At 63.8% G+C, this 25845-nt stretch carries 21 protein-coding genes; 17 read left to right on the top strand and 4 right to left on the bottom strand.

What is annotated here, in order from left to right; translation table 11 throughout:
- Positions 1 to 74: 74 nt before the first annotated feature.
- The 4 genes from E2I15_RS14385 to E2I15_RS14370 all read left to right on the top strand — a co-directional run bounded on the left by E2I15_RS14385 (position 75) and on the right by E2I15_RS14370 (position 6647).
- Positions 75 to 1457 (top strand): ethanolamine ammonia-lyase subunit EutB, encoded by a 1383-nt coding sequence (locus E2I15_RS14385; RefSeq protein ID WP_137476503.1) that lies wholly within the window; start codon positions 75 to 77, stop codon positions 1455 to 1457.
- A 129-nt stretch (positions 1458 to 1586) separates the two neighbouring features.
- Positions 1587 to 3173, top strand: a complete 1587-nt coding sequence (locus E2I15_RS14380; RefSeq protein WP_137476502.1) for a B12-binding domain-containing radical SAM protein — start codon at positions 1587 to 1589, stop codon at positions 3171 to 3173.
- 4 nt (positions 3174 to 3177) lie between these two features.
- Complete coding sequence (eutC, locus tag E2I15_RS14375) at positions 3178 to 3972, top strand: ethanolamine ammonia-lyase subunit EutC (RefSeq protein WP_137476501.1); 795 nt, start codon at positions 3178 to 3180, stop codon at positions 3970 to 3972.
- Positions 3973 to 4262: 290 nt separating this feature from the next.
- On the top strand, positions 4263 to 6647 hold the full coding sequence (locus E2I15_RS14370; protein ID WP_137476500.1) for an efflux RND transporter permease subunit: 2385 nt from the start codon (positions 4263 to 4265) through the stop codon (positions 6645 to 6647).
- A 94-nt stretch (positions 6648 to 6741) separates the two neighbouring features.
- Here the strand turns inward: E2I15_RS14370 and E2I15_RS14365 are convergent, their stop codons facing one another.
- Positions 6742 to 7245: a hypothetical protein gene (locus E2I15_RS14365; protein WP_137476499.1), complete on the bottom strand. Its 504-nt coding sequence runs from the start codon at positions 7243 to 7245 to the stop codon at positions 6742 to 6744.
- Positions 7246 to 7650: 405 nt separating this feature from the next.
- Between E2I15_RS14365 and E2I15_RS14360 the strand changes: the two genes are divergently transcribed.
- The 11 genes from E2I15_RS14360 to E2I15_RS14315 all read left to right on the top strand — a co-directional run bounded on the left by E2I15_RS14360 (position 7651) and on the right by E2I15_RS14315 (position 18356).
- Positions 7651 to 7887: a hypothetical protein gene (locus tag E2I15_RS14360; protein WP_026192498.1), complete on the top strand. Its 237-nt coding sequence runs from the start codon at positions 7651 to 7653 to the stop codon at positions 7885 to 7887.
- Between the two features lie 194 nt (positions 7888 to 8081).
- On the top strand, positions 8082 to 8960 hold the full coding sequence (hpnC, locus tag E2I15_RS14355) for a squalene synthase HpnC (protein WP_137476498.1): 879 nt from the start codon (positions 8082 to 8084) through the stop codon (positions 8958 to 8960).
- The gene (hpnD, locus tag E2I15_RS14350) at positions 8957 to 9793 is read left to right on the top strand and encodes a presqualene diphosphate synthase HpnD (RefSeq protein WP_074129022.1); all 837 of its coding nucleotides are present in this window, start codon (positions 8957 to 8959) and stop codon (positions 9791 to 9793) included. Before hpnC ends, hpnD begins: the two co-directional genes overlap by 4 nt.
- Positions 9793 to 11043, top strand: a complete 1251-nt coding sequence (hpnE, locus tag E2I15_RS14345) for a hydroxysqualene dehydroxylase HpnE (RefSeq protein ID WP_137476497.1) — start codon at positions 9793 to 9795, stop codon at positions 11041 to 11043. Before hpnD ends, hpnE begins: the two co-directional genes overlap by 1 nt.
- Positions 11044 to 11203: 160 nt before the next feature.
- Positions 11204 to 13165: a squalene--hopene cyclase gene (gene shc / locus E2I15_RS14340; RefSeq protein WP_137476496.1), complete on the top strand. Its 1962-nt coding sequence runs from the start codon at positions 11204 to 11206 to the stop codon at positions 13163 to 13165.
- Positions 13162 to 13920, top strand: a complete 759-nt coding sequence (locus tag E2I15_RS14335; RefSeq protein WP_038375998.1) for a phosphorylase — start codon at positions 13162 to 13164, stop codon at positions 13918 to 13920. The genes shc and E2I15_RS14335 overlap by 4 nt, the downstream gene beginning before the upstream one ends.
- A 354-nt stretch (positions 13921 to 14274) precedes the next feature.
- Entirely contained in the window at positions 14275 to 14919 is a 645-nt protein-coding gene (locus E2I15_RS14330; RefSeq protein ID WP_018270585.1) for a TetR/AcrR family transcriptional regulator, read from the top strand.
- The gene (locus tag E2I15_RS39225; protein WP_210241861.1) at positions 14916 to 15731 is read left to right on the top strand and encodes a hypothetical protein; all 816 of its coding nucleotides are present in this window, start codon (positions 14916 to 14918) and stop codon (positions 15729 to 15731) included. Before E2I15_RS14330 ends, E2I15_RS39225 begins: the two co-directional genes overlap by 4 nt.
- Entirely contained in the window at positions 15620 to 16603 is a 984-nt protein-coding gene (locus E2I15_RS39000; RefSeq protein ID WP_210241860.1) for an acyl-CoA dehydrogenase family protein, read from the top strand. Before E2I15_RS39225 ends, E2I15_RS39000 begins: the two co-directional genes overlap by 112 nt.
- A gap of 11 nt (positions 16604 to 16614) precedes the next feature.
- Positions 16615 to 17457, top strand: coding sequence for a class II aldolase/adducin family protein (locus E2I15_RS14320; protein ID WP_137476495.1), 843 nt, complete (start codon positions 16615 to 16617; stop codon positions 17455 to 17457).
- The gene (locus E2I15_RS14315; protein WP_137476494.1) at positions 17454 to 18356 is read left to right on the top strand and encodes a Rossmann-like and DUF2520 domain-containing protein; all 903 of its coding nucleotides are present in this window, start codon (positions 17454 to 17456) and stop codon (positions 18354 to 18356) included. The genes E2I15_RS14320 and E2I15_RS14315 overlap by 4 nt, the downstream gene beginning before the upstream one ends.
- Before the next feature lie 66 nt (positions 18357 to 18422).
- Here E2I15_RS14315 and hpnH read toward each other — a convergent pair whose 3' ends face one another.
- Both hpnH and ispH read right to left on the bottom strand, forming a co-directional pair.
- Positions 18423 to 19583, bottom strand: a complete 1161-nt coding sequence (hpnH, locus tag E2I15_RS14310; RefSeq protein ID WP_137476493.1) for an adenosyl-hopene transferase HpnH — start codon at positions 19581 to 19583, stop codon at positions 18423 to 18425.
- Between the two features lie 45 nt (positions 19584 to 19628).
- Complete coding sequence (gene ispH, locus E2I15_RS14305; RefSeq protein WP_137476492.1) at positions 19629 to 20555, bottom strand: 4-hydroxy-3-methylbut-2-enyl diphosphate reductase; 927 nt, start codon at positions 20553 to 20555, stop codon at positions 19629 to 19631.
- Between the two features lie 449 nt (positions 20556 to 21004).
- Between ispH and hpnN the strand changes: the two genes are divergently transcribed.
- Positions 21005 to 23617 carry a hopanoid transporter HpnN gene (hpnN, locus tag E2I15_RS14300; protein WP_137476491.1) on the top strand — a complete coding sequence of 871 codons (2613 nt, stop codon included), beginning with the start codon at positions 21005 to 21007 and terminating at the stop codon, positions 23615 to 23617.
- A gap of 87 nt (positions 23618 to 23704) precedes the next feature.
- On the opposite strand, the gene E2I15_RS14295 is transcribed toward hpnN, so the two are convergent.
- Positions 23705 to 24334, bottom strand: a complete 630-nt coding sequence (locus E2I15_RS14295) for a DUF2147 domain-containing protein (RefSeq protein ID WP_137476490.1) — start codon at positions 24332 to 24334, stop codon at positions 23705 to 23707.
- A 102-nt stretch (positions 24335 to 24436) separates the two neighbouring features.
- On the opposite strand from E2I15_RS14295, the gene hpnO reads away from it, so the two are divergent.
- Entirely contained in the window at positions 24437 to 25828 is a 1392-nt protein-coding gene (hpnO, locus tag E2I15_RS14290) for an aminobacteriohopanetriol synthase HpnO (protein WP_057015689.1), read from the top strand.
- The last annotated feature ends 17 nt before the right edge of the window (positions 25829 to 25845 follow it).

Below are 25845 nucleotides of genomic sequence, written 5' to 3'. Positions count from 1 at the left end.
CGGGGCGAAGCCGATGGCACGCCTTTCGCAAAGAGGTGCTAGATTGCGCTGCCCCAGACCGCGACGAACCCCCCATGCTCTATCGTCACACCATCGACGCCACCAATTACGCATTCGACGATCTGCGCATCCTGCTTGCCAAGGCCTCGCCGCCGCGTTCAGGCGACCGCCTGGCCGGCATCGCGGCCGACAGCGCGGAGGAGATGGTCGCCGCGCGGCTTGCGCTGGCCAATGTTCCGCTCAAGCAATTCCTCGATGAGCCTGTCATTCCCTATGACGCTGACGAGGTCACCCGCCTGATCCTCGACAGCCACGACGTTGTCGGCTTTCTGCCGGTGTCGTCGCTCACCGTCGGCGGATTCCGCGACTGGCTGCTGTCGGATGCCGCCAGCGGGGAAGCGATCAAGAGGATCTCGCGCGGCATCACGCCAGAGATGGTTGCGGCGGTGTCGAAGCTGATGCGCAACCAGGATCTGATCCTGGTCGCGAAGAAATGCGAGGTGACGACCCGCTTCCGCAACACCATCGGCTTGCGCGGTCGAATGAGCACGCGGCTGCAGCCGAACCATCCTTTCGACGATCCCAAGGGCATCACGGCCTCGATTCTCGACGGGCTGCTGCTCGGATCGGGCGATGCCTGCATCGGCATCAATCCGGCGAGTGACGATCCGAACGTGATCGGCACGCTGCTGCGGCTCCTCGATGACATCATCACGCGGCTCGAGCTTCCGACGCAGGGCTGCGTGCTGACCCATGTTACCACCACGCTCGGACTGATCGGGCAGGGGCTGCCGGTCGATCTGGTGTTCCAGTCGATCGCCGGCACCGAGGCGGCCAATCGCAGTTTCGGCGTCGACCTCTCGCTGCTGCGGGAGGCCCGGGAAGCCGGGCTGTCGCTGCGCCGCGGCACGGTCGGTGACAATATGATGTATTTCGAGACCGGGCAGGGCTCGGCGCTGTCGGCCAATGCCCATCACCAGGTCGACCAGCAGACGTGCGAGGCGCGGGCCTATGCGGTGGCGCGCGCGTTCGATCCGCTGCTCGTCAACAGCGTGGTCGGCTTCATCGGTCCTGAGTACCTCTATGACGGCAAGGAAATCATCCGCGCCGGGCTCGAGGATCATTTCTGCGGCAAGCTGCTCGGCCTGCCGCTCGGGATCGACGTCTGCTACACCAACCACGCCGAGGCGGATCAGGACGATATGGACAATCTCCTGACGCTGCTTGCGGCGGCCGGAGTGAACTTCATCATGGGCGTGCCGGGCGCGGATGACGTCATGCTGAACTATCAGTCGACATCCTTTCACGATGCGCTCTATGTCCGCGACTTGTTCGGCCTGAAGCGGGCTCCCGAATTCGACGACTGGCTCGCACGCATCGGCCTTGCCGGGCAGGACTTCCGCCTCCTTGCCGACGCGGGGCGGCTGCCCGATCTCGCTGCCAGGCTGCTGACCTGAGGAGGATAGCGAAATTCTGCAGAGCAACTATCTCGCCGATGTGACGTTAGTAAGTGCCACAATGTTGAAGAATTTCTGGCCCAGCGTTCCACGCCATGGTTAGATTTGCTGGTGCTTCGGGGTCGATTGATGAGAGCTGAGGGCATAAAGACAGTTCGGCGTATCCTCTGCGTCTTTCCGCGCTATACGTCGTCCTTTGGGACCTTCGAGCACGCCTACCCCCTGACTGACGGCGTCAAGGCGTTCATGCCGCCGCAGGGCCTGCTGCTGATCGCCGCATACCTTCCCGAGAATTGGCCGGTGCGTTTCATCGACGAGAACCTGCGTCCGGCGACGGCGGAGGATTTCGAGTGGGCGGATGCCGTGTTCGTCAGCGGTATGCACATCCAGCGCCAGCAGATGAACGACATCTGCCGTCGCGCGCATGACCATGACCTTGTGGTCGCGATCGGCGGCCCGTCTGTCAGTGCTTGCCCGGACTATTATCCCTCATTCGACTACCTCCACGTCGGCGAGCTCGGCGATGCGACCAATGAGCTGATCAAGCGTCTGGCTGATGATACCAGTCGTCCCGACGAGCAGGTGGTGCTCAAAACCGTCGACCGTCTGCCGATGACGGATTTCCCTCTGCCGGCCTATGAGCTCGCCGAAACCAAGAAGTATTTCCTCGGCAGCATCCAGTTCTCCTCGGGCTGCCCCTATCAGTGCGAGTTCTGCGACATCCCCGGGCTCTACGGCCGCAATCCGCGCCTGAAGTCGCCGCAGCAGATCATCGCCGAGCTCGACAAGCTGCGCGCGTGCGGTGCCACCGACACAGTCTATTTCGTCGACGACAATTTCATCGGCAACCGCAAGGCGGCGAGCGAGCTGCTGCCGCACCTGATCGAGTGGCAGAAGCGGACCGGATATGTCACGCGCCTCGCCTGCGAGGCGACGCTCAACATCGCCAAGCGCCCCGAGATCCTGGAGAAGATGCGCGAAGCCTTCTTCGTGACCATCTTCGTCGGCATCGAGACGCCCGATCCCGACGCGCTGAAGGCCATGCACAAGGATCAGAACATGATGGTTCCGATCCTCGAGGGCGTGCGCACCATCAATTCGTTCGGCATGGAGGTCGTCTCCGGCATCATCATGGGGCTCGATACCGACAAGCCCCAGACCGGCGACGCGTTGCTCTCCTTCGTCGAGGAGTCGCGGATTCCGCTGCTCACCATCAACCTGCTGCAGGCGCTGCCGAAGACGCCATTGTGGGATCGGCTCGAAAAAGCCGGGCGTCTGATCGATGACGAGGGCCGCGACTCCAATGTCGAGTTCCTGCTGCCCTATGAGGACGTGGTCAGCTCCTGGCGCAAATGCATGGAAATTGCCTACGAGCCGAAGAAGCTGTTCGCGCGCTATTTGCATCAATGCAACTACACCTATGCCAATCGCATCAAGGTGCCGGTCAGCCCGGAAATGAAGAGCTGGGCCAACATCCGGCGCGGCCTGATCATGCTCCGCAACATCTTCTGGAAGGTCGGCGTGCTCGGCGACTACAAGCGCGTTTTCTGGAGGTTTGCGCTCGGCCGGCTAAAGCGCGGTGACATCGAGGGGTTGATCTCGGCGACGCTGGTTGCGCATCACCTGATCACCTTTGCGCGCGCAGCCTCCAGCGGCCGGCAGAACGCCTCGAACTACTCGATCCGGCTGCGCGAGGCTTCCGTCCCCGCCGAATAACAGCATGACGACACCGCCGGCGCCCTTGTCCCCTTCGCTTGCCGATCTGCGCGAGCTCACGCCTGCGCGCGTCGGTCTCGGCCGGTCCGGGGCCAGCCTGCCGACCGATGCGCTGCTGTCGTTCACGCTCGACCATGCCCGCGCCCGCGACGCCGTCCACGCCGCCTTTGACGTCAGCGGGATTGCGGCCGGTCTTGCCGGCCTCGGCATCACTCCGCTTGAGGTGTCGAGCCAGGCGCACAGCCGGCGCGACTATCTGCGGCGGCCCGATCTCGGGCGCATGCTGGATTCCGATTCGCGGCGCTCGCTCGAGAGCAGCGGCATCACCGCATGCCCCTGCGCCATCGTAATCGGTGACGGCCTGTCGCCGACGGCGGTCAATGTGCATGCCGTCGAATTGATCCGGCATCTCGCGCCGCGCCTTGCGGCCGACAAGATCGACGCCGGCGCGGTGATCGCAGCGTCCGGCGCGCGGGTCGCGCTCGGGGACGAGATCGGCGCCATCATCGGCGCGCGCATGCTGGTGATGCTGATCGGCGAACGGCCCGGGCTGTCCGCACCCGACAGCCTTGGCGCCTATCTCACCTTCGCGCCGCGAATCGGCCTCACCGACGCCGACCGCAACTGCATCTCCAACATCCACCACGCCGGACTGAGCTATGCGGAAGCCGCATTCAGGATTTCGTGGCTTGTGCGCGAGGGCATGGCACGCCAGATCACAGGGGTCGCGTTGAAAGATGAAAGCGGCGGTGGATCGTCGAAGAATGCGCTACCAGGGTGTGACAAATCAGATACTTAATGGCTGATATCGGCGGTTCCCCGTCGATTTGCCTCGCCCCTCGCGCTTGCGAGCAAAGGGGTGGGCAGGTAAAACCGGCGCCGGTCAATATTCGCGTGTTTTCAAGGACTAGCGCCGATCAGTTGCGCTCACCCGCCTCATTCGCGCCCCTGAAGCATGATCCGGAAAAGTGCGAAGCGGTTTTCCGAAAAGATCATGCGCAAACAAGAAGCTGAAGCGCGATGATTCATCCTGATCGCGCTTTAGACCCAAGCTAGACAGATTGAGCCGTTTTCAGAACTGGACAGGGCATGCTCGAAAAGAATTCCGAAAGTCAGGTCCACGTCGAGAAGATCGAAGAGCCGCGGTCGGGCCTCAGCATCGCGTTCGGGATCGAGCGTCTCGGCCTGATCCCGATGCGGGCGCCGATCCTGTCCTGCATCGTCCTCGTTCTGTTGCTGATCGGCGCCGTGTTCGGCGTGCACCGGATCAAGATCGACGATTCGCTGTCGCAGCTGTTCCGCTCCGACTCCAAGGACTACAAGCAATATGAGGCGGTGACCAAGCGCTTCCCGGCGACCGAGTTCGACGTCCTCGTCGTGGTCGAAGGCAAGACGCTGCTCGCCCGCGACAATCTCGAAAAGCTGCGCGACATGGTCACCGACCTGCAGCTCGTCGAGGGCGTGCGCGGCCTGGTGTCGCTGTTCTCCGCGCGCCAGGCGCCGGAGCCCGGCAAGCTGCCGGCGGCGCTGTTCCCGAACGAACTTCCCGAGGGCGCGGCCTACGACAAGTTCGTCGAGACCGTCAAAAGCAACGAGATCATCCGCGGCAAGCTGCTGTCGGAGGACGGCACGCTCGCGCTGATCGTGCTGTCGCTCGAGCCCCAGGTGGTCGGCAGCAACAAGCTCAGCAAGGTGGTCGGCGACATCAGGAAGATCATGGCCGACGATCTCGGCGGCAGCGGGCTCAATGCGCAGCTGTCCGGCGTACCGGTCATGCAGCTCGAGATCCGCAATGCGGTCGAGCGCGACGGCCTGACCTACAACATTCTCGGCATCCTCGCCGGCTGTGTCATCGCCATCATCTTCTTCCGCAAGATATCCTTCATGGTGGCGGCCGCGTTCCCGCCGATGATCGCGATCCTGCTCGCGCTCGGCGGCCTCGGCTGGGCCAATTTCAACCTCAACATGTTCCTCAACGTGATGACGCCGCTCATCATGGTGATCAGCTTCTCCGACTCGATGCAGCTGACATTCGCGGCGCGCGACCGGCTGATCGCGGGGCAGGACAAGTTCACCGCGTTCAAGAATGCGGTGCTGGTGGTCGGTCCGGCCTGCGTGCTGACACACGGCACGGCCGGAATTTCCTTCATCGCGCTGCAGTTTTCGGATTCCGACCTGATCCGCAAGTTCGGCGAGGCCGGGCTTGCGGCGACCATCATCGCGCTGATCGCGGTGCTGTCGCTGGTGCCGGTGTTCGGCGTCCTGTTCGTGCGCAACGAGAAGATCTTTGCGGTCAAGTTCCAGAGCGCGGATGCCGGCGTGCAGGCGCTGCGCAATTTCTGCTACTGGATAGCGGTGCGCATGGTCGGCCGTCCCGGGCTGTTCAGCCTGCTTGCGCTGATCGTGGTCGGCGGCCTCGGCATCATCTACGCCAATCTCGAGCCGCGCTACCGGCTCGCCGATCAGGTGCCGGACAAGCGGCAGGCGGTGGCGGCGTCGAGCCGGCTCGACGCCAAGCTGACCGGCGCCAATCCGATCGACGTCCTGATCGAATTCCCGAAGGGTGTCTCGCTCTACGCACCGGATACGCTGAAGACGATCGCCGACGTCCACGCGATGGTCGAGAAGACCGCAGGCGTCGGCAACGTCTGGTCGCTGGAAACCCTGCGCCGCTGGCTTGCGGAGAAGGCCGGCTCGTCCGACGTCGCGACGTTGAAGGAATATGTCGACCTGATCCCCGAGCATCTGGTGCGGCGCTTCATCTCCAAGGATCAGGATGCGGTGGTGGTCTCGGGCCGCGTGCCGGACCTCGATTCCAGCCAGATCCTGCCGGTGGTCGACAAGCTCGACAAGGAACTCGACAAGGTGCGCGCCGAGCATCCCGGCTATGAGATCGCGGTCACCGGTCTCTCGGCGATCGCCGCGCGCAACAGTGCCAGCATGATCGAGAAGCTGAACCGCGGCCTCACCGTCGAGTTCGCGCTGGTCGCGATCTTCATCGGGCTCGCATTCCGCTCGATCGTGGTGATGTTCTCCTGCATCCTGCCGGGCATCTTCCCGGTCGTGCTGTCGGGCACCGTGCTGTGGCTGCTCGGGGAGGGGCTGCAATTCGCCAGCGTGGTGGCTTTGACGGTGTCGTTCGGCCTCGGCCTCAGCGCCACCATCCACTTCCTCAATCGCCTGCGGCTCGAGACCAAGCCGGGTGTCACGCCGGAACTTGCAGTGGAGCGCGCCACCGTCCTGGTCGGTCCTGCGCTGATCCTGACCACGGTGGTGCTGGCCTGCGGCCTCGTCGTCACCGTGTTCTCCGACCTGCCGTCGCTGCGCCTGTTCGGCTGGCTCAGCGCGTTCTCGATGGTCGCAGCCCTGGTCGCGGACCTCTTCATCCTGCGGCCGACCTCGATGTTCCTGATCAATCTGTCGCAAAAGCTCCGCAGCAGGGGCGGCCAGCCCGCGCCGATCGAAAAGGCCTGATCGACGAGCAATCAAAAGCTGCAGCAAAAAGGCCCGGTTCCGAAGCGTTCGGAACCGGGCCTTTGTGTCTTGTAGGTGCAATCGGCCGGGAGCGTCAGCTCTTCGTCATCGTGATCGAGACGCCGCGGATCTCGCCCTTGGAGTCGATCTGTACGACCTGCTTGGAGCCGTTGGTCTGCAGGTTCAGGTTCGCGGCAAATCCGGACGCCTCGACGAACACGTCGATTCGCCCGCCGCCCGCGGTGCCCTGCAGATTGCCGAAGATGTTGCGGCTCGCCTCGCTCCAGTTGCCGGAGATCCGGTCGCCCTGGCTGGTGACGTCGCTGGAGAGGTCGAACTTGTAGCTGTCGCTGGCGCAATGCAGGGACTGTTTAAGGCTCATGCCCGACGGCGCGACCTTGTAATCCGCCTTGCAACGAATCCGTTCAGTCGTGCCGTTGGACAGCGCCACCGTGCCCGTTCCAGTCCACGAGCCGGCAAAACCGGCAAACGGCCCGCTGGTTTGGGCGTGGACGACAGAGGCAGAGAGCATCAGTGCGGCGCCCACGCCCACAGCCCTGAGAGCCTGACCATAAAGGCTGGAACCAAACAGTTTCATTGTGAATTTCCCATCAAAATCAACGCTTACTACGCAAGAAAGCGTCTCGCCGCATCGAAGGTTTAGTGTCACCGAAGAATGTTAGGTTCAAACGACAGAAAGGGCGCGCGGCGCCCATATTGTCATCGAACAGAATCAGAAACCGTCGGCTTCGTGACTGGCATGTAGCTTTGCGCAACTGCTATCCGCAATAGCCGAGCGCGACAAAGTGATGGCACGAATCGTCATTGCGAATCAATAACTTATGTAGGGGTTTACAGCGCCGCAAATTTAGCCGCATTTAACGGTGCTTGTCGTCAATCCGTTGCCGCGTTACGTGGCGTCTGCAATCCCCAAAATCCGTCCCGGCCATGCCGAAGCGCTTTTCGGGAACAGATTTTCTGCTGTCGGAAATGAAGGAATACGATGCGTAAATTTCTCTTGGCTCTTGCCCTGTTGTCGATCCCGCTCTCGTCCGGCGCCTTCGCCCAGCAGCAGACGCGCGGGACACCCGATGAGCAGAAGGCCTGCACGCGCGACGTGCAGCGTCACTGCCGCGCCGTGATCGATCAGGGCGATTTCACCATTCTCGCCTGCCTGCAGCAGAACCGCACCAAGATCAGCGCCGCCTGCGACCAGGTGCTGAAGACCCACGGCCAGTAAGGCCGCTTCAGGTCCCATGGACCGCTGCAAGGCCCGTGCTCGGCATCTATGCCGGCCACGGGCTTGGTATGCTGGCGGTCACAGACAGCATTGGTTTTGGTGGCGTATTCCCCTATATGGGGCTCGCAAATCCCCCGCATGCGCTGACCCTGCGCGCCTGCGTCGTGCCATGACCAGTGTAGCCCAAATTTCCCATGACCACCGCGAGCGACCTGCGATCCGGAAAGACCCACCGCGACGAGAATTTTCCGGTCGCGTCGTGGATCATTCATCCGCGGCATCGTGCCCTGATCCTGGCCTTCTATAATTTCGTCCGCACCGCCGACGATATTGCCGATCACGCCACGCTGCCCGCCGAGGAGAAGCTGCGCTATCTCGACCTCATGGAGGCCGAGCTGCTTGGCAATGGCGACACCCAGAAGGAAGCGGTCAATCTGCGCCGCGCCTTTGCCGAGCGCAGCATGCCGCCGCGGCACGCGCTCGACGTGCTGGTGGCGTTCCGCCTCGACGTCACCAAGCTGCGTTACGAGAACTGGGACGACGTGATCGATTATTGCCGGTACTCGGCGATGCCGGTCGGGCGGTTCATGCTCGACGTGCACGGCGAGGATAGCTCGACCTGGGCGGCGTCGGACGCGCTCTGCGCCGGCTTGCAGATCAACAACCATCTGCAGGACTGCGGCAAGGACTACCGCAACCTGAACCGTGTCTATTTGCCGCGCGATGCCCTGGCCACCGCGGGCGCGACCATCGAGATGCTCGGCGAGGCGAAGTCGCAGCCGGCCCTGCTCAAATGCCTGCAGGCGCTCGCGGTGCGCACCGAGGCGCTGCTCGACCAGAGCAAGTCGCTCGCCGCGGATGTGAAGGATTTCAGGCTGGGGCTCGAGATTTCCGTGATCCAGGCGTTCGCCGACAAGATCGTGAACATGCTGAAGGTGCGCGATCCGCTCAGCGAGCGCGTGCATCTGAGCCCGGTCGAATTGCTGCTGCAGAGCCTCGGCGGCGTCGCCGGCGAGACGGCGCGGCGTGCGACCGGACGGCGCGCGGCCTCCAAGACGGCGGCGGGCGCATGAGCGCTGAGGCGGCGGCCAACGCAAATTACGGAAGCACCGCATCGGGCAGTTCGTTCTATGCCGCGATGCGCATCCTGCCGCACGCGCAGCGCGAGGCGATGTTCCAGATCTACAGCTTCTGCCGGCAGGTCGACGACATCGCCGATTCCGACGGCCCGCGGCCGGAGCGGCTGGCCGCGCTGCAGCAGTGGCGCGACGATATCGACGCGCTCTATGCGGGGCATCCGCCGGAGCGGCTGAAGGACTACGTCGCCTCGGTGAAGACCTTCGGCCTGAAGCGCGAGGATTTCGTCGCGATCGTCGACGGCATGGAAATGGACGTGCCGCAGGATATCCGCGCGCCGGATCTTGCGACGCTCGATTTGTATTGCGATCGCGTCGCGAGCGCGGTCGGCCGATTGTCGGTGCGCGTGTTCGGTCTGCCCGAGGACGATGGCATCCAGCTTGCGTACCACCTCGGCCGCGCGTTGCAGCTCACCAATATCCTGCGCGACATCGATGAGGATGCCGGTCTCGGCCGGCTCTATCTGCCGCGCGAATGGCTCTGGCATGCCGGCATCACCAACAACGATCCGGCCCGCGTCACCGCCGACCGCGCGCTGCCGAAAGTGTGCGCGCCGCTGGCCGAGCGGGCCAAGATGCATTTCCAGAAGTCCGACGAGATCATGAAGCGCAACTCGCGCCGCGCCGTGCGCGCGCCGCGGATCATGTCGAAATATTACCGCGCAATCCTCGATCTCCTGATCGCGCGCGGCTTCACCGCCCCGCGTGCGCCGGTACGTGTGTCCAAGGCCGCCAAGATCGGCATCCTTCTTCGTTACGCGATCATCTGATGCAAAAGACCGTTCATATCATCGGTGCCGGCATTTCCGGCCTCTCCGCGGCCGTGCGCCTCGCCAATGGCGGCTACAAGGTGTTCGTCCACGAGGCGACCCAGCAGGCCGGTGGCCGCTGCCGCTCCTATTTCGACGCCGCCACCAATCTCACCATCGACAATGGCAACCATCTGCTGCTGTCGGGCAATCGCCATGCACTGAGCTACGCGCGCGCGATCGGCACCGAGGCCGGCCTCGTCGGGCCAGCGCGCGCGCAATTTCCGTTCGTCGATCTTGCCAGCGGCCAGCGCTGGCAGCTCGACCTCGGCGATTCCCGCCTGCCGCTGTGGGTGTTCGACGAGGCGCGCCGCGTGCCCGATACGACCCTGCGCGACTATCTCGCCTTGGCGCCGCTGGCCTGGGCCGGCACGGGGGCGCTGGTCGGCAACACCATTGCCTGCAAGGGCACGCTGTATGACCGCTTGGTGCAGCCGCTGCTGCTGGCCGCGCTGAACGTCGATCCGCCGGAGGGCTCGGCCGGGCTCGCCGGCGCCATCGTGCGCGAGACGCTGCTCGCGGGCGGGCAGGCCTGCCGTCCGCTGATCGCGCGCGACGGCCTGAGTTCGGTCCTGATCGAGCCGGCCGTGAAGCTGCTGCAGGAGAGGGGCCACAGCGTTCAGTTCAGTCACGAATTGCGTGCGCTCGGCATGGCAAATGATCGCATCAGCGAGCTTGATTTTGGCAATGGCGACAAGATCGCGCTGGGAGCCGACGACGCGGTCGTGCTCGCCGTTCCGCCACGCGCTGCGGCATCCCTGCTGCCCGGCCTGAAAACCCCGACCAAATTCCGCGCCATCGTGAATGCGCATTTCCGCGTCGATCCGCCGCGCGACGCCGCGCCCATTCTCGGCGTGGTCGGCGGCCTCGTGGAGTGGCTGTTCGCGTTCCCGCAACGGATGTCGGTGACGATCAGCAACGGCGACCGCCTGGTCGACATGCCGCGCGAGGAGCTTGCGCAGGCGATCTGGCAGGATATCTGCGAGGCGTCGGGCGTTTCCGGCGACCTGCCGCCGTGGCAGATCGTGCGCGAGCGCCGTGCCACATTTGAGGCGACGCCGGAGCAGAATGCCCTGCGTCCGGGGCCCACGACGTCGCAAAAAAACCTGTTCCTTGCCGGCGACTGGACTGCTACCGGGTTGCCGGCAACCATCGAGGGATCGGTGCGATCGGGGGATCGTGCCGCCGATCTGGTTCTGACCAGACGCTAGATTCGACCTGTTGGTGCGTTTTCGAGCGAAGTGGTTACCGGTTCGCGTGAAGAAAACGCGACCAAACAAACAAGAGCATGATCCGAAGCAATCGGATCACACTCTGGAGCGGCCGCGGCTTTCGATCAGCCGGCCCGCGATGAAGAGGATATCGAGCGAAATGCTTGCGAGAGATCACAGCGTTGCAGTCGACCCGGTCGCGCTGGAGAAGAGCATCTCCAAGGCAACCGAAGCGCTGCTCGGCTACCGCCAGTCCGACGGACATTGGGTGTTCGAGCTCGAGGCGGACAGCACCATTCCGGCCGAGTACATCCTGCTGCGTCACTATCTGGCCGAGCCGACCGATGCCGGGCTGGAGGCCAAGCTCGGCAACTATCTGCGCCGTGTCCAGGGCGCCCATGGCGGCTGGCCGCTGGTGCATGACGGCCCGTTCGACATGAGCGCCAGCGTGAAGTCCTACTTTGCGCTGAAGATGATCGGCGATTCAGTCGACGCGCCGCACATGGTGCGGGCGCGCGAGGCGATCCGTTCGCGCGGCGGTGCGTCGGGCAGCAACGTGTTCACGCGCTTCCTGCTCGCGCTCTTTGGCGTCGTGACCTGGCGCGCGACGCCGGTGCTGCCGATCGAGATCATGCTGCTGCCGATGTGGTCGCCGTTCCACATCAACAAGATTTCCTACTGGGCGCGCACCACCATGGTGCCGCTGATGGTGCTTGCCGCGCTGAAGCCGCGTGCGAAGAATCCGAAAGGCGTCGGCATCGACGAACTGTTCCTGGAGGATCCGAAATCGGTCCGCATGGCGCCGAAGGCGCCGCATCAGAGCGCGAGCTGGTTCTATCTGTTCCGCTCGCTCGACGCCGTGCTGCGGGTGATCGAGCCGATGTTTCCGAAGCGCCTGCGCCAGCGCGCGATCGATGCCGCGCTCGCCTTCACCGAGGAGCGGCTGAACGGCGAAGACGGCATGGGCGCGATTTATCCGCCGATGGCCAACATCGTCATGATGTATGAGGCGCTCGGCAAGGACGAGAATTTCCCGCCGCGCGCCATCACCCGCCGCGGCATCGACAAGCTGCTCGTGATCGGCGAACACGAGGCCTATTGCCAGCCCTGCGTCTCGCCGGTGTGGGACACCGCGCTGACCTGTCATGCGCTGCAGGAAGCCGGCGGCGACGATACCTTGGCCAAGGCCAAGCAGGGCCTCGACTGGCTGAAGCCGCGCCAGGTGCTGGAGCTGAAGGGCGATTGGGCAGTCAAGGCGCCGGACGTCCGCCCGGGCGGCTGGGCGTTCCAGTACAACAACGACCATTATCCCGATCTCGACGACACCGCGGTGGTCGTGATGGCGATGGACCGCGTGCGGCGCCACACCGGAACCAGGGAATATGACGAGGCCATCGCGCGCGGCCGCGAGTGGATCGAGGGGCTGCAGAGCCGCGACGGCGGCTGGGCCGCGTTCGACGTCAACAACCTCGAATATTACCTCAACAACATCCCGTTCTCCGATCACGGCGCATTGCTCGATCCGCCGACCGAGGATGTCACCGCGCGCTGCATTTCGATGCTGGGCCAGCTCGGCGAGACCGCCGAGAGCAACAAGGCGATGGCTGACGGCGTCGCCTATCTGCGCCGCACCCAGCTTGCCGAGGGCTCCTGGTACGGCCGCTGGGGCCTGAACTACATCTACGGCACCTGGTCGGTGCTCTCGGCGCTAAATGTCGCAGGGGTCGATCGCAACGACCCGATGATTCGGAAAGCTGTCGACTGGCTGGTGTCGGTTCAGAATCAGGACGGCGGCTGGGGCGAGGACGCCGTCAGTTACCGGCTGGATTACAAGGGTTATGAAGTTGCGCCTTCGACCTCCTCGCAAACGGCATGGGCTTTGCTTGGATTGATGGCGGCCGGAGAGGTCGAAAATCCCGCCGTTGCGCGGGGGGTGGAGTACCTAAAGGCAACACAGACGGAAAAAGGGCTGTGGGACGAGCAGCGATACACAGCTACGGGGTTTCCGCGGGTATTTTACTTGCGATATCATGGCTACTCGAAGTTCTTTCCGCTCTGGGCGCTGGCGCGGTATCGAAATTTGAGAAGCACCAATAGCAGGGTGGTAGGGGTCGGGATGTGATTGTTGAGGCGGGGGCCGCCGAGACCGTGGGCAGTAGAATTGATCCTCGGCCGGTATTGATTGTGACTGGATTGGTGCAGGAGGCCCGCATCGCGGCAGGCCCCGGCATGATCGTAATCTGCAGTTCGAGCGATCCGCAGCAGCTGCGTGAGTTGCTGGCGACGCTGGATCCGACCACCTTCCGTGGCGTGATTTCGTTCGGCGTGGCCGGCGGGCTCGACCCGTCGCTCAAGTCCGGCGACGTGGTGGTCGCGACCGAGGTAATGTCGGGCGACACCCGTTTCCTGGCCGCATCCGCGCTGAACGAAGAGATGATCGCCAGCGCCGCGCTGAAGCGCCGCAGGATCGTCCGCGGCGGTCTCGCCGGCGTGGAAGAGGTGATTGCGGCGAAGGCCTGCAAGGCCGCTCTGCGCTCGATGACGGGCGCAGCCGCGGTCGACATGGAGAGCCATATCGCGGCGGCCTATGCCGCCAAAGCCGGTATTCCGTTCGCCGCGTTGCGCGTAATCAGCGATCCTGCGCACCGGGCGCTACCGGAACTTGCGAAATCCGCGGTGAAGCCGAACGGCGACATCGACCTGCGCAAGGTGCTGCGCGGCATCGCGCGCAATCCACGGACGCTGCGCGCGCTGGTGTCGACCGGAATTGACTTCAACCGCGCGCTACGCTCGCTGCGCAGCTGCCGCGGTTTCCTGCTCGGCAACGAGGTATTGATGCCGGTGGAAGACGTTCTGATCACGGCGAAGGCGGCCTGATCCGCTGCGCCGGGCCGGGACCGGGGTTTCTCCTCGCATCAAGCTCAACACAAAGGCCCGGTCGCAACGCGATCGGGCTTTTGTTTTGATGCCTGAAGGTTTCGCTTGATGCCACGCTGTTCCTGTTCCGCGCGCTCAGCGGGGACTTGCGCGTCGGCTCTGCGGTAAGCCCCGCGTATCCCTGTCCCTCGCGCCCGTGCGTCGCGCCACAGCCTCTGACGACCGGGCCCGGCAGCGTACCAGCGCCTTGGGAACGGCCCTGCGACCGCAGGGCGCGTCGGGTCGATACTTGACAGCCAGGATTATTCATCCGAGAATGAACAATGATCCTTTATTCATGAATTGAGGTTCACTATGGCAATCGCTGCCGTTCGCCTCAACCAACTGGTCGAAACCAAAGCGCGCATTCTCGATGCCGCCAGGGAGGCCGTGGCGCTGAGTGGCTGGAAGGATGCCCAGATCGCCCTGATCGCCTCACGGGCCGGCGTGGCCACGGGCAGCGTGTATCGCTACTTCGACTCCAAGGCGGACCTGTACGCGCAGGTGCTCGCCCTGGTGTCCGAGCGCGAGGTGGCCGTGGTCGCCGCGATCGTCGAGGCGGAAGGATCTGCATCCCAGTGCCTGGTCGACGCGATCTACACTTTCGCGGTCCGGGCGATGCGCGGACGCCGCCTGGCCTACGCGTTGATCGCCGAACCCTGTGAACCCGAGATCGACGCGGCGCGCCTGAAATACCGGGCGGCCCTGGCCGATCAGATCGCAAGGCTGGTCCGGCGCGGCATCGCCGGCGGTGAGTTCGTCGAGATCGACGCCAACGTCGCGGCATCCTGCGTGACCGGCGCCTTCATGGAGGCGCTGGTTGGTCCCCTTGCGCCCGAAGCGGCCCCTGACTCCGACGCGGCGAAGGCGATCGCACAGTCGATCGCAGGGCTTTCCGCGCGCATGCTGTTTCGCCACGCCACGCCGGAACTCACCCCTGTATCGCGAGTCTCCGCATGAACGCGCGCGTCCAGCCGGTTGCCGTCGCTGAAGCGCAAGCCGCTCCGTTTGCGACCCATGAAGTGCGCAATCAGGCGCGGCCGGCGCTCGGCTTCAATGCGTTCGATGACGACCGCGCGTTGAGTGGCCTGATCGCAACGATCGCGCCGTGGGCGACAGACAAGCTTTCCGCGCTAGGCGCCCATGCCGGCAGCGAATCCGTGCAGGAGGCGGCACGGCTGGCCAACGAGCACGAACCGAAGCTCTTGACCCATGACCGGTATGGCAATCGCAATGATTGGGTCGAATTCCATCCGGCCTGGCATGAATTGATGGCGCTGGCGTTCCGGAGCGAGGTGCATAGCCTCGCCTGGTCGACACGCGAACCACACGGCCATCTGGCGCGTGCGGCGCTGAGCTATCTCTGGAATCAGATCGAGAACGGCGTCGGCTGCCCCACCGGGATGGCGTACGCCGCAATCGCCGGGTTTTCCGGCAAGCCGCAATTCAATCTGTGGCGGGAGCGAACGCTGGCGGCGGACTACGATCCGCGGCGGCTTCCGATCGAGGCCAAGCGCGCCGCGGTCATCGGTTACGCCATGACCGAAAAGCAGGGCGGCTCCGATCTGCGTGAGACCCAGACCACCGCGCGCTTCGTCGAGCGCGGCGCGCATGGCGAGATCTATGCGATCACCGGCCACAAATGGTTCTTCTCGGTGCCGTGGCCGACGGATTCTACACGCTGGCGCGCACCCAGTCGGGCGTCAGTTGCCTGTTCGTGCCGCGCCTGCTGCCCGACGGCAGCGCCAACCGCATCCACATCCAGCGCCTGAAGGACAAATGCGGCAACCGGTCGAACGCGTCGAGCGAGATCGAGTACCACGACACCTGGTCGATCCTGGTTGGCGAAGAGGGGCGCGGCATCGCGGAAATCCTTTCGCATGCCCATCTGACGCGGCTGGATTTCGCGGTCGGCTCCGCCGGGCTGATGCGCCAGGCGTTGAGCCTCGCCCTCAACCATGCGCAAACGCGAACGGCGTTTGGCAAGCCGATGTCCGAGCTTCCGATGCAGCGCAACGTGCTCGCCGACCTCGCGCTCGAGAGCGAGGCGGCGATGCTCGGCGCATTTCGGGTCGCGCGTGCGACCGACGGTCTGCAAACAAGCGAACACGAGCGGCTGCTGGCGCGGGTCGCGACACCCGTGATGAAGTTCTGGAATTGCCAGCGCGCGCCGGCCTTCACCTATGAATGCCTGCAGGTGCACGGCGGCAACGGCTTCATCATGGAGAATCCGATGGCCCGGCTCTATCGCGAGGCGCCGCTGAATTCGATCTGGGAAGGCACCTCGAACATGATGTGCATGGACGTCCTGCGCGCCATGCAACGCGATGCGAATTGCCGGGATGCGTTCGTCGACGAGTTGCGTGCGAGCAGGGGCCTCAATCCGGCCTATGACCGAAGCACGGACGATCTCGCCGATCGATTGCGTGCACGATATCCGGACGACGGGCAGGCAAGAGCGCTCGCCACCCGCATGGCGCATGCGCTGCAGGCTGCCGAGATGCTGAGACATGGCGACGCCGCTGCCGCTGATCTGTTTGTGAAGTCCAGGCTTGGCGCGGACGGGATGCACGTGTTCGGCGGACTTCCATCGTCGGAAGACCTCAGCCGTATCGTCGAGCGCGCCTCCGTCATCCGTCACTGAGGGTCCAAGCCATGCGTCAGACCGAAGTTTGTGCCGTCAGCGATGTCAGGGGCGTCGTGGGAGAACAGGAGTGGGCAACCCGCGTCGATCTTGCGGCGTGCTACCGACTGGTCGCGCTCTACGGAATGACCGACCTGATCTACGACCACATCAGTGCACAGGTCCCGGGGCATCACGATCAGTACCTGATCAATCCCTATGGCATGCTGTACGAGGAAATCACCGCGTCGAGCCTCGTCAAGATCGACATCGAGGGCCGCACCCTGCTGCAGCCCAACCACGGCTACAACGTCAACGTCGCCGGTTTCTATCTGCACGCCCCGATCCATCGCGCGCGGCCCGACGTGAACTGCGTTCTCCATACCCACACCAGGGCCGGCACCGCGGTCAGCACGCTTGCCGAGGGGCTGCTGCCGCTGTCGCAGACCGCGATACGGTTTCACGGACGGATCGGCTATCACGATTTCGAGGGGCCGGCGATCGATCGGGACGAATGCGACCGGGTGGTCGCCGATCTCGGCCGCAACAATGTGCTGGTGTTGCGCAATCATGGCCTCCTGGTTTGCGGCAACACGATTCCGCAGGCGTTCAATGCGATCTACTGGCTGGAGCAGGCTTGCCGGATCCAGGTCGACGCGCTCGGCTGCGGCCGGCCGCTGCATGCGCCGACCGAGATGGCGATCGGCAACACGGTGACCTGCTTTGCCGGCAGGGAGATCACGCTGGACAATGAGCGCGACACCAATCCGGTGCTGAATGAAGCGGCGCAAAATCTGCAGGCCGGCTACGGCCTGCTGGAATGGCCGGCGCTGCGGCGCAGGCTCGATCGCATCGACGGGAGCTACGCGCAATGACCACGGCGCTGGCGGCGTTGCGAATCGGCTTCATCGGTGCCGGCCGCGTGGCGCAAACGCTCGCGCCGGCCTTCGCCCGCGCGGGGCTGAACGTCGCGGCGTTCTACAACCGCAGTGCCGATGCCGCGCAGCGGCTCGGATCCCGCATCCCGTCGGCAAGGCCGATGAGCGCCGCGCAGCAGGTCGTCGACAGCTGCGACATGGTTTTCCTCACCGTGAGCGACGACGCGATCCTGCCGGTGTGTCGCGATTTGCGCTGGGAGCCGCGTCACCGCGTGGTTCATTGCAGCGGAGCGACCGAACTGGCCGCGCTCGATCATGCGAAATCCGCAGGCGCCGCGACCGGCGGATTTCATCCGATGCAGATGTTTGCCAATCCCGACGTCGCGCTCGAGGGATTGCGCGGATGCAGCGTCGGCATCGAGGCAGAGGGCGACTTCAGGCGTAACCTGGAATTGCTTGCGACCCGGATCGGGTGCGAACCGCTGGCGCTGCCGGCCGGTGCGCGGGCGCTCTATCATGCGTCGGCATACTACGTCGGTCCATTCCTGATCGCGCTGCTCAAGGAAGGCGTCGAGCTCTGGAAGAGCTTTGGCGCCAGCGAGGCCGACGCGTTGCGCGCGATGATGCCGCTGCTGCGCGGGACGGTCGCGGCCGTTCTCGACGGCGGACTGGCCAATGGCATGGGCGGGTGCGTGGCGCGCGGCGACGTCGGAACGATCCTCAAGCACCTCCGGGCGCTGGACGAGCGCTTTCCTCCATCCGGCGCGCTCTATCGCGAGCTCGCTTTGCGCAATGTCCCGCTCGGGATCGAGCGTGGCACACTCAGCGCGCCGCGCGCGGCGGAGATCCAGAAATTGCTTCTGCGCACGAAACCGGAAGAGCAGGCGGCATCCTGATCCAAGAAAAAAGCCCCTGTTCGCTGAACCGGGGCTTTCATGTTCTGCTTTCGCTCACATCGCGCGTCAGGCGGCGGTGGAAGCCTTCGCTTGCTGCTTGGCGGCGGCAGCCGCAGCCTCGTCGCGGCGGATCTCCGAGAGCTTCTTCTGCACCTGCTCGGCGAAGATGTACTGCGCCGGACGCTGCTTCGACATGTCGATCTCGGGCGCCATCGGGCCTGATGTCCTGATGCCGCGCAACGCAACCCACATCGCCTTCAGCGGATTGTTGATCGCCGCGGTGGCCGCGGTCGGCTCGTAGCCGCAATGGGCCATACAGTCGGCGCACTTCTCGTACTTGCCGGTGCCGTAGGTGTCCCAGTCGGTGGTATCCATCAGCTCCTTGAAGGTCTTGGCGTAGCCTTCACCGAGCAGATAGCAGGGCTTCTGCCAGCCGAAGATGTTGCGCGCCGGCATGCCCCAGGGCGTGCACTCGTATTCTTGGTTGCCGGCGAGGAAGTCGAGGAACAGGCCGGAATGCATGAAATTCCACTTCTTGCCCTTGCCGAGCGCAAAGACGTCGCGGAACAGCTTCTTGGTCTTGGTGCGGTTGAGGAAGTGCTCCTGATCGGGCGCACGCTCATAGGCGTAACCCGGCGACATCGAGACGCCGACGCCGAGCTCGGTGGTGAAGTCGAGGAACTTGGCGATCTCCTCGGCCGGATGGCCGTCGAAGATGGTGGCGTTGACGTTGACCGTGAAGCCGCGGGCCTTCGCCGCCTTGATCGCCGAGACGGCGCGGTCGAACACGCCCTTCTGCGACACCGCCTTGTCGTGGTGATCCCTCAGGCCATCGAGATGCACCGAGAAGAACAGATAGGGCGACGGCTCGAACAGATCGAGCTTCTTCTCGAGCAGCAGCGCATTGGTGCACAGCGAGACGAACTTCTTGCGCGCCACGAGGCCGCGCACGATCTCGCCGATCTCCTTGTGGATCAGCGGCTCGCCGCCGGGAATCGCCACCATCGGCGCGCCGCATTCATCGGCTGCATCCCAGCATTCCTGCGCCGTCATGCGGCGATTGAGGATCGCATCGGGATAGTCGATCTTGCCGCAGCCGACGCAGGCGAGGTTGCAGCGGAATAAGGGTTCCAGCATCAGCACGAGCGGATAGCGTTTGCGGCCAAGCAGCTTCTGCTTGATCAGATAACCGCCGATACGCATTTCCTTGAAGAACGGTATAGCCATTAGACGATTTTCTTTCTGCACTTATCAAAGGGAAGTGGGTTCAGATCAGCCCGCAGTCAGTTCGGCTGGCAGCCGGAATTCGATATTCTCTTCTCGGCCCGGAACGAGCGAGACCGATACCGGTCCGATGCGCCGCAGGGCCTCGATCACATCGTCGACCAAAACTTCAGGCGCCGAAGCGCCCGCGGTAATGCCGACGGCCTTCGCATCCTTGAGCCAATCCGGATTGAGCTCGCTCCCATCGGCAATGAGATAACTCGCGACGCCGACCTCGGTGCCGATTTCACGAAGCCTGTTCGAGTTGGAACTGTTGGTGGCCCCCACCACCAAAATGACGTCCACCAGTTTGCTCAGGTCCCTTACCGCAGATTGGCGATTCTGTGTCGCATAGCAGATATCCCTGATGTCCGGGCCTTGAATATCTGTAAATTTTGCCTGAAGGGCCGCGATAATGTCCCTGGTGTCGTCCACGGACAGGGTGGTCTGGGTGATGTAGGCGACCGGCGCATCGCTCGGCAGCCCCAATTCCGCCACATCCTGGACGCTCTGGACCAGCAGAACCGGTCCCGGAACCTGTCCCATGGTTCCCTCGACCTCGGGATGGCCGGCGTGCCCGATCAGGATCAGGGCGCGGCCCTTCGAGATATAGCGCTTGCCCTGGTTGTGGACCTTGGTGACGAGCGGGCAGGTGGCATTGAGCACCGGCAGGTCGCGGGCTTCCGCCTCTTCCTCGACGCTCCTGGCAACGCCATGGGCGCTGAACACGGTCACCGCCTTGGCCGGCACTTCCGAGAGGTCCTCGACGAAGATTGCGCCCTTCTTCTTCAGGCTCTCGACGACGTGTTTGTTATGCACGATCTCGTGGCGGACATAGACCGGCGGGCCATACTTCTCGATCGCGCGTTCGACGATCTCGATCGCACGCACAACGCCTGCGCAAAAGCCGCGCGGCTGAGCAAGAAACACTTCCATCGGACGTCCGTTACGCAAATTGCACCAATCTCGTTCAATGCCCTGCGGCCTTTTCGGCAACGCACTCCATACGTCGGACGTCGCAACGTCAGTTGCAATGTCCGCGCCATCACAGTTCCTGGAAGGGATCTGTGCCCCAAGCGCATGGAAATACAGGGATTTGTGGCAAAAAGGTAGCATTTCGAGTGAGGACAGGATCACGAAGGAGGGCGTTGGAGGTAATATAGTGTGGATTCGGGTCCCTGCGACTGTCCGTCTCCTCACTTGTTCGTCACTTTATCGCCCACTCATGCGGTTTATACCGGCCATTCGTGGCCGTTCCTGTGGTTTGGAACCTCCTCGCCGTCCCGTCGAGGAAGATAACCAAAACAACATTAGATCGGTCCCGGGAACTCCGCTACAGAGCGGGCGTTTTCGGCCATGCTTCCCCGAGATTAGAAAGAAACGAAGTGCTGACAAATATTGTCGTCTCCGTTGTTAGGACCTGTACGCGTTTTGCCCTTCCGGTTGTGATTTTCTCTGTCCTGTTGTCGATCGGCGCCGGCTTCTACACGGCCCGCAACTTCTCGATCAACACCGACATCAACAAGCTGATCTCGCCGGATCTGGATTGGCGCAAGCGCGACAACCAGTTCGAGGAAGCGTTTGATCGCGAGCGCCTGATCCTGGCGGTGGTCGAGGCAGCGACGCCCGAGCTGACCAGCTCAGCCGCGAAGGCGCTCACCGCGAAGCTACAGGCCGACAAGAAGAACTTCGAAGCGATCACCGCGCTCGGCTCCGGCGAGTTCTTCGAGAAGAACGGCCTCTTGTTCCTGCCGACCGAAGAGGTCGGCAAGGTCGCGGGCCAGCTCGAATCGGCCGCGCCGTTGATCGAGATCATGGCCGGCGATCCTTCGATTCGCGGATTGACCGGCGCGCTCGAGACCGGTCTTGCCGGCGTCAAGCGCGGGCAGGTCAAGCTCGACAATGCCGCGCCGCCCTTCAACCTGATCTCCGAGACGGTCGAGACCGTCCTCGCCAAGGGTGACGCGACCTTCTCCTGGCGCGAGCTCACCAGCGACAAGCCGCTGACCGATTCGGACAAGCGCGCCTTCATCGAGATCAAGCCGATCATCGACTATTCGGCGCTGGAGCCCGGCAAGGCCGCGACCGATGCGATCCGCCAGGCGGCGGTCGATCTGAAATTCCCGACCGAATATCATGCGCGCGTTCGCCTGACCGGACCCGTGCCGATCGCCAACGAGGAATACGCCACCGTGCAGGACGGCGCGATCACCAACGGCATCGGCACCGTGGTGATCGTGCTGGTCATCCTCTGGATGGCGCTGCATTCAGGCAAGATCATCTTCGCCGTGTTCGTGAATCTGTTCATCGGGCTTGCCATCACCACGGCAGTCGGCCTGATGATGGTCGGCTCGCTGAACCTGCTCTCGATCGCCTTCGCCGTGCTGTTCATCGGCCTCGGGGTCGACTTCGGCATCCAGTTCAGCGTTCGCTACCGCTCCGAGCGCTTCAAGAACGACAATCTGACTCTGGCGCTGGAAAACGCGGCACGCCGCTCCGCGGTGCCGCTGTCGCTCGCGGCGATGGCGACCGCCGCCGGTTTCCTCTGCTTCCTGCCGACCGACTACAAGGGCATCTCGGAGCTCGGCAAGATCGCCGGCGCCGGCATGCTGGTGGCGTTCGTCACCAGCATCACGGTGCTGCCGGCGCTGCTCGATCTGCTCAATCCGCCCGGCGAGAAGGAGCCGGTCGGCTACGCCTTCCTGGCGCCGCTCGATCTCTTCCTGGAGAAGCATCGCGTTCCGATCATCGTCGGCACGCTGCTGGTCACGGTCGCGGGCCTGCCGCTGCTCCATTACATGAAGTTCGACTTCAACCCGATCAATCTGCGCAATTCCAAGGTGGAATCGATCGCGACCTTCCTCGACCTGCGGAAGGATCCGAACACCGGCGCCAACGCCATCAACGTGATGACGCGCTCGGAAGCCGACGCCAAGAAGATCGAGGCCAAGCTCGAGAAGCTGCCGGAAGTGTCGCGCGTGATGTCGCTCGACAGCTTCGTGCCCGACGACCAGCCGGCCAAGCTGAAGCTGATCGCGCAGGCGGCCAAGACGCTAGGCCCCGCGCTCAACCCGGATTCGGTCGATCCGGCGCCGTCGGATCAGGAGAATGTCGAGGCGCTGAAGAGCTCGGTCGACAGCCTGCGCAAGACCGCGGGCGACGGCAAGGGGCCGGGCGCGGTGGCCGCGCGCCGGCTCGCCGACGCGCTGCAGAAGCTCGCCGGTTCGAGCCAGGCGACCCGCGACAAGGCGCAGGATGTCTTCGTCGCGCCGATGAAGATCGTGTTCGATCAGCTCCGCAATACGCTGCAGGCCCAGACCGTCACGCTGCAGAATCTGCCGCAGGAACTCGTCGACAGCTGGAAGACCAAGGACGGCCTGATGCGTGTCGAGGTGGAGCCGAAGGGCGATCCGAACGATAACGACAATCTGCGCCGCTTTGCCGACGCCGTGCTCGCCGCCGAGCCGACCGCGATCGGCGGGCCGGTCTCGATCCTGAAGTCGGGCGACGTCATCGTGAAGGCGTTCATCCACGCCGGCATCCTGGCGCTGGTCACGATCGGCCTGCTGCTGTGGCTGACGCTGCGCCGCGTCGTCGACGTGCTGATGACGCTGGTGCCGCTCCTCGTCGCCGGCATCGTCACGCTGGAGATCTGCGTCTTGATCGGGCTGCCGCTCAACTTCGCCAACATCGTCGCGCTGCCGCTGCTGCTCGGCGTCGGCGTGGCGTTCAAGATCTACTATGTCACGGCGTGGCGGCAGGGCAGGACGAATCTGCTGCAGTCGAGCCTGACACGTGCGATCTTTTTCAGCGCGCTGACCACGGCGACCGCCTTCGGCAGCCTGTGGCTGTCGAGCCATCCCGGCACCGCCAGCATGGGCAAGCTGCTGGCGCTCTCGCTCGTCACTACGCTCGCGGCGGTGTTGCTGTTCCAGCCGGCGCTGATGGGCAAGCCGCGCGAGGTCAAGGAGGAGGATATCGCCAACGACGTCACCTGACGCGTTGGCGGTTCGCTGTCGAACCGGCTTGGCGGCAGGCGCCGCCGAGCCGCGATGTCAGCGGACGGTGTTCCCCCCAGGCTTCCGCTAATGTGTCGGTCGCGCGATGTCCGGAAGCAGGCAGATATCGCCCACGGCGTCAGCCTGCGCATTGGCGTTGCCTGGGGCCTGCTTTTGACCCGGCTTGGTGGCCGGCGCCACGGCGCCGGTGGTTTTCTGCGGTGCTGTTGATTTGGGCTGGGCGCCCTTCGCCGCCTGGTTGCCGGCGACGCTCACCGGAATCGGCGGACCGACGCGGGTCCAGGTCTCGCCGCCGCACAGGAAGCCGAGCACGCAGCCCTGGATCTCGAGCTGATCGGTGCCGACGGGCTTGATGGTCGAGTTGTAGAGCTGGCCGTCCTTGGCGTTGTAGACCTGACCTTCCCACGCATCGACGCCGGCCTTCTTCTTCATGTCGATCAGGATCGGCATGCCGAGCGTCGGCCTGCTCTGCTTCGCAGCATCAGGATTGTTCTTATCCTTGCCGCCTGGGGTTTTTTCCCAGGACACCGCACCCCACATGTTGCCATTACACTGGGCGACGCGGATGGTGGCGACACCGTCAGCGACCTTCCAGTCGCCGGTCGGGTCCGCTGCAAGTGCCGGTGATAATACGGTGGCCAAAAATAAACCTGAAAAGGCTATTGTACGCGCGAAAGTTCTTGGGCAGTGCAACATGGTCCAAACCTGTGTTTAACTGGACGATCCGAGCGGGGGTCAAAACGCCGCTAGCGAGCGTTTTAAGTTGACGAGATGGCCATCAACCGACGTATGTAACGAATGGTAAGTTCCAATTTAGACGTTTCCGAGATTTTTGTGGAGCGCGAGGGGCAGCGCGGTGCCATGCACACGCGTCACCTCAACGAGCAGCTCGTTCGCGTTCTCAAGACCATCGGCTACGACGTCGGCTTCCAGAAGGGGCAAGGCCAATACCTCTTCGATCGTCAGGGGGCTCGTTACCTTGATCTATTGAGCGGATTTGGCGTTTTTGCGATTGGCCGCAATCATCCGGCCCTGCGCCAGGCGCTGAAGAGCGTGCTTGACGCCGATCTGCCCAATCTCGTGCAGCTCGATGTCTCGACGCTCGCCGGCGTGCTCGCGGAACGGCTTCTGGAACATGTTCCATATCTGGACAAGGTGTTTTTCGCCAATTCCGGCGCCGAAACCGTCGAAGCCGCGATCAAGTTCGCGCGCGGCGCGACCGGCCGCCCCGGTATCGTCTATTGCGGGCATTCGTTCCACGGCCTGTCCTACGGCGCGCTGTCGCTGACCGATGATTCGAATTTCCGCGGCGGATTCGAGCCGCTGCTGCCGGGCTGCACCCCGATTCCCTTCAACGATCTCGAGGCGCTGGAGAAGGCGCTGTCGTCGCGCCAGGTCGGCGCCTTCATCGTCGAGCCGATCCAGGGCAAGGGCGTCAACATGCCCACCGACGAGTTCCTGCCCGGCGCGCTGGCGCTGTGCCGCAAATACGGCACGCTGTTCATCGCCGACGAGATCCAGACCGGCATCGGCCGCACCGGAAAATTCCTCGCGATCGAGCATTGGGGCATCGAGCCCGACATGGTGCTGCTGGCGAAGGCGCTGTCCGGCGGTCACGTGCCGATCGGCGCGCTGCTGACGCGCAAGAACATCTTCGACAAGATCTTCAACCAGATGGATCGCGCGGTCGTGCACGGCTCGACCTTCGCCAAGAACGATCTCGCGATGGCCGCCGGTATCGCCACGCTCGACGTCATCAAGGCCGAGAAGCTCGTCGAGAACGCCGCCAAACGCGGCGCCGAGCTTCGTCTTGCGCTGACACGCATGGTGCCCGGCTATGAACTGATGAAGGAAGTGCGCGGCAAGGGCCTGATGATCGGCGTCGAGTTCGGTCCGCCGAAATCGCTGCGGCTCAAGGCGTCGTGGAATTTGCTGGAGACCGCCAACAAGGGTCTGTTCTGCCAGCTGATCACGGTGCCGCTGTTCAAGGATCACAAGATCCTGACCCAGGTCGCCGGCCACGGCCTCCACACCATCAAGTTGCTGCCGCCGCTCATGATCACCGAAGAGGACTGCACCTGGATCGAGAAGTCGTTCGACGACGTGATCGCCGGCAGCCACAAGGTGCCCGGCGCGATCTGGTCGCTCGGCAAGACGCTGGTCGACAACGCGGTGCGCAAGTCGGCGTAGTTTCGAACCTGTAGCCC

Source organism: Bradyrhizobium sp. BR2003, from assembly GCF_009720285.1.
In the GTDB taxonomy this organism is placed as follows: Bacteria; Pseudomonadota; Alphaproteobacteria; order Rhizobiales; family Xanthobacteraceae; genus Bradyrhizobium; species Bradyrhizobium elkanii.
Note: the sequence above shows the minus strand (reverse complement) of the source record. Positions and strands in the feature narration are given on the sequence as shown.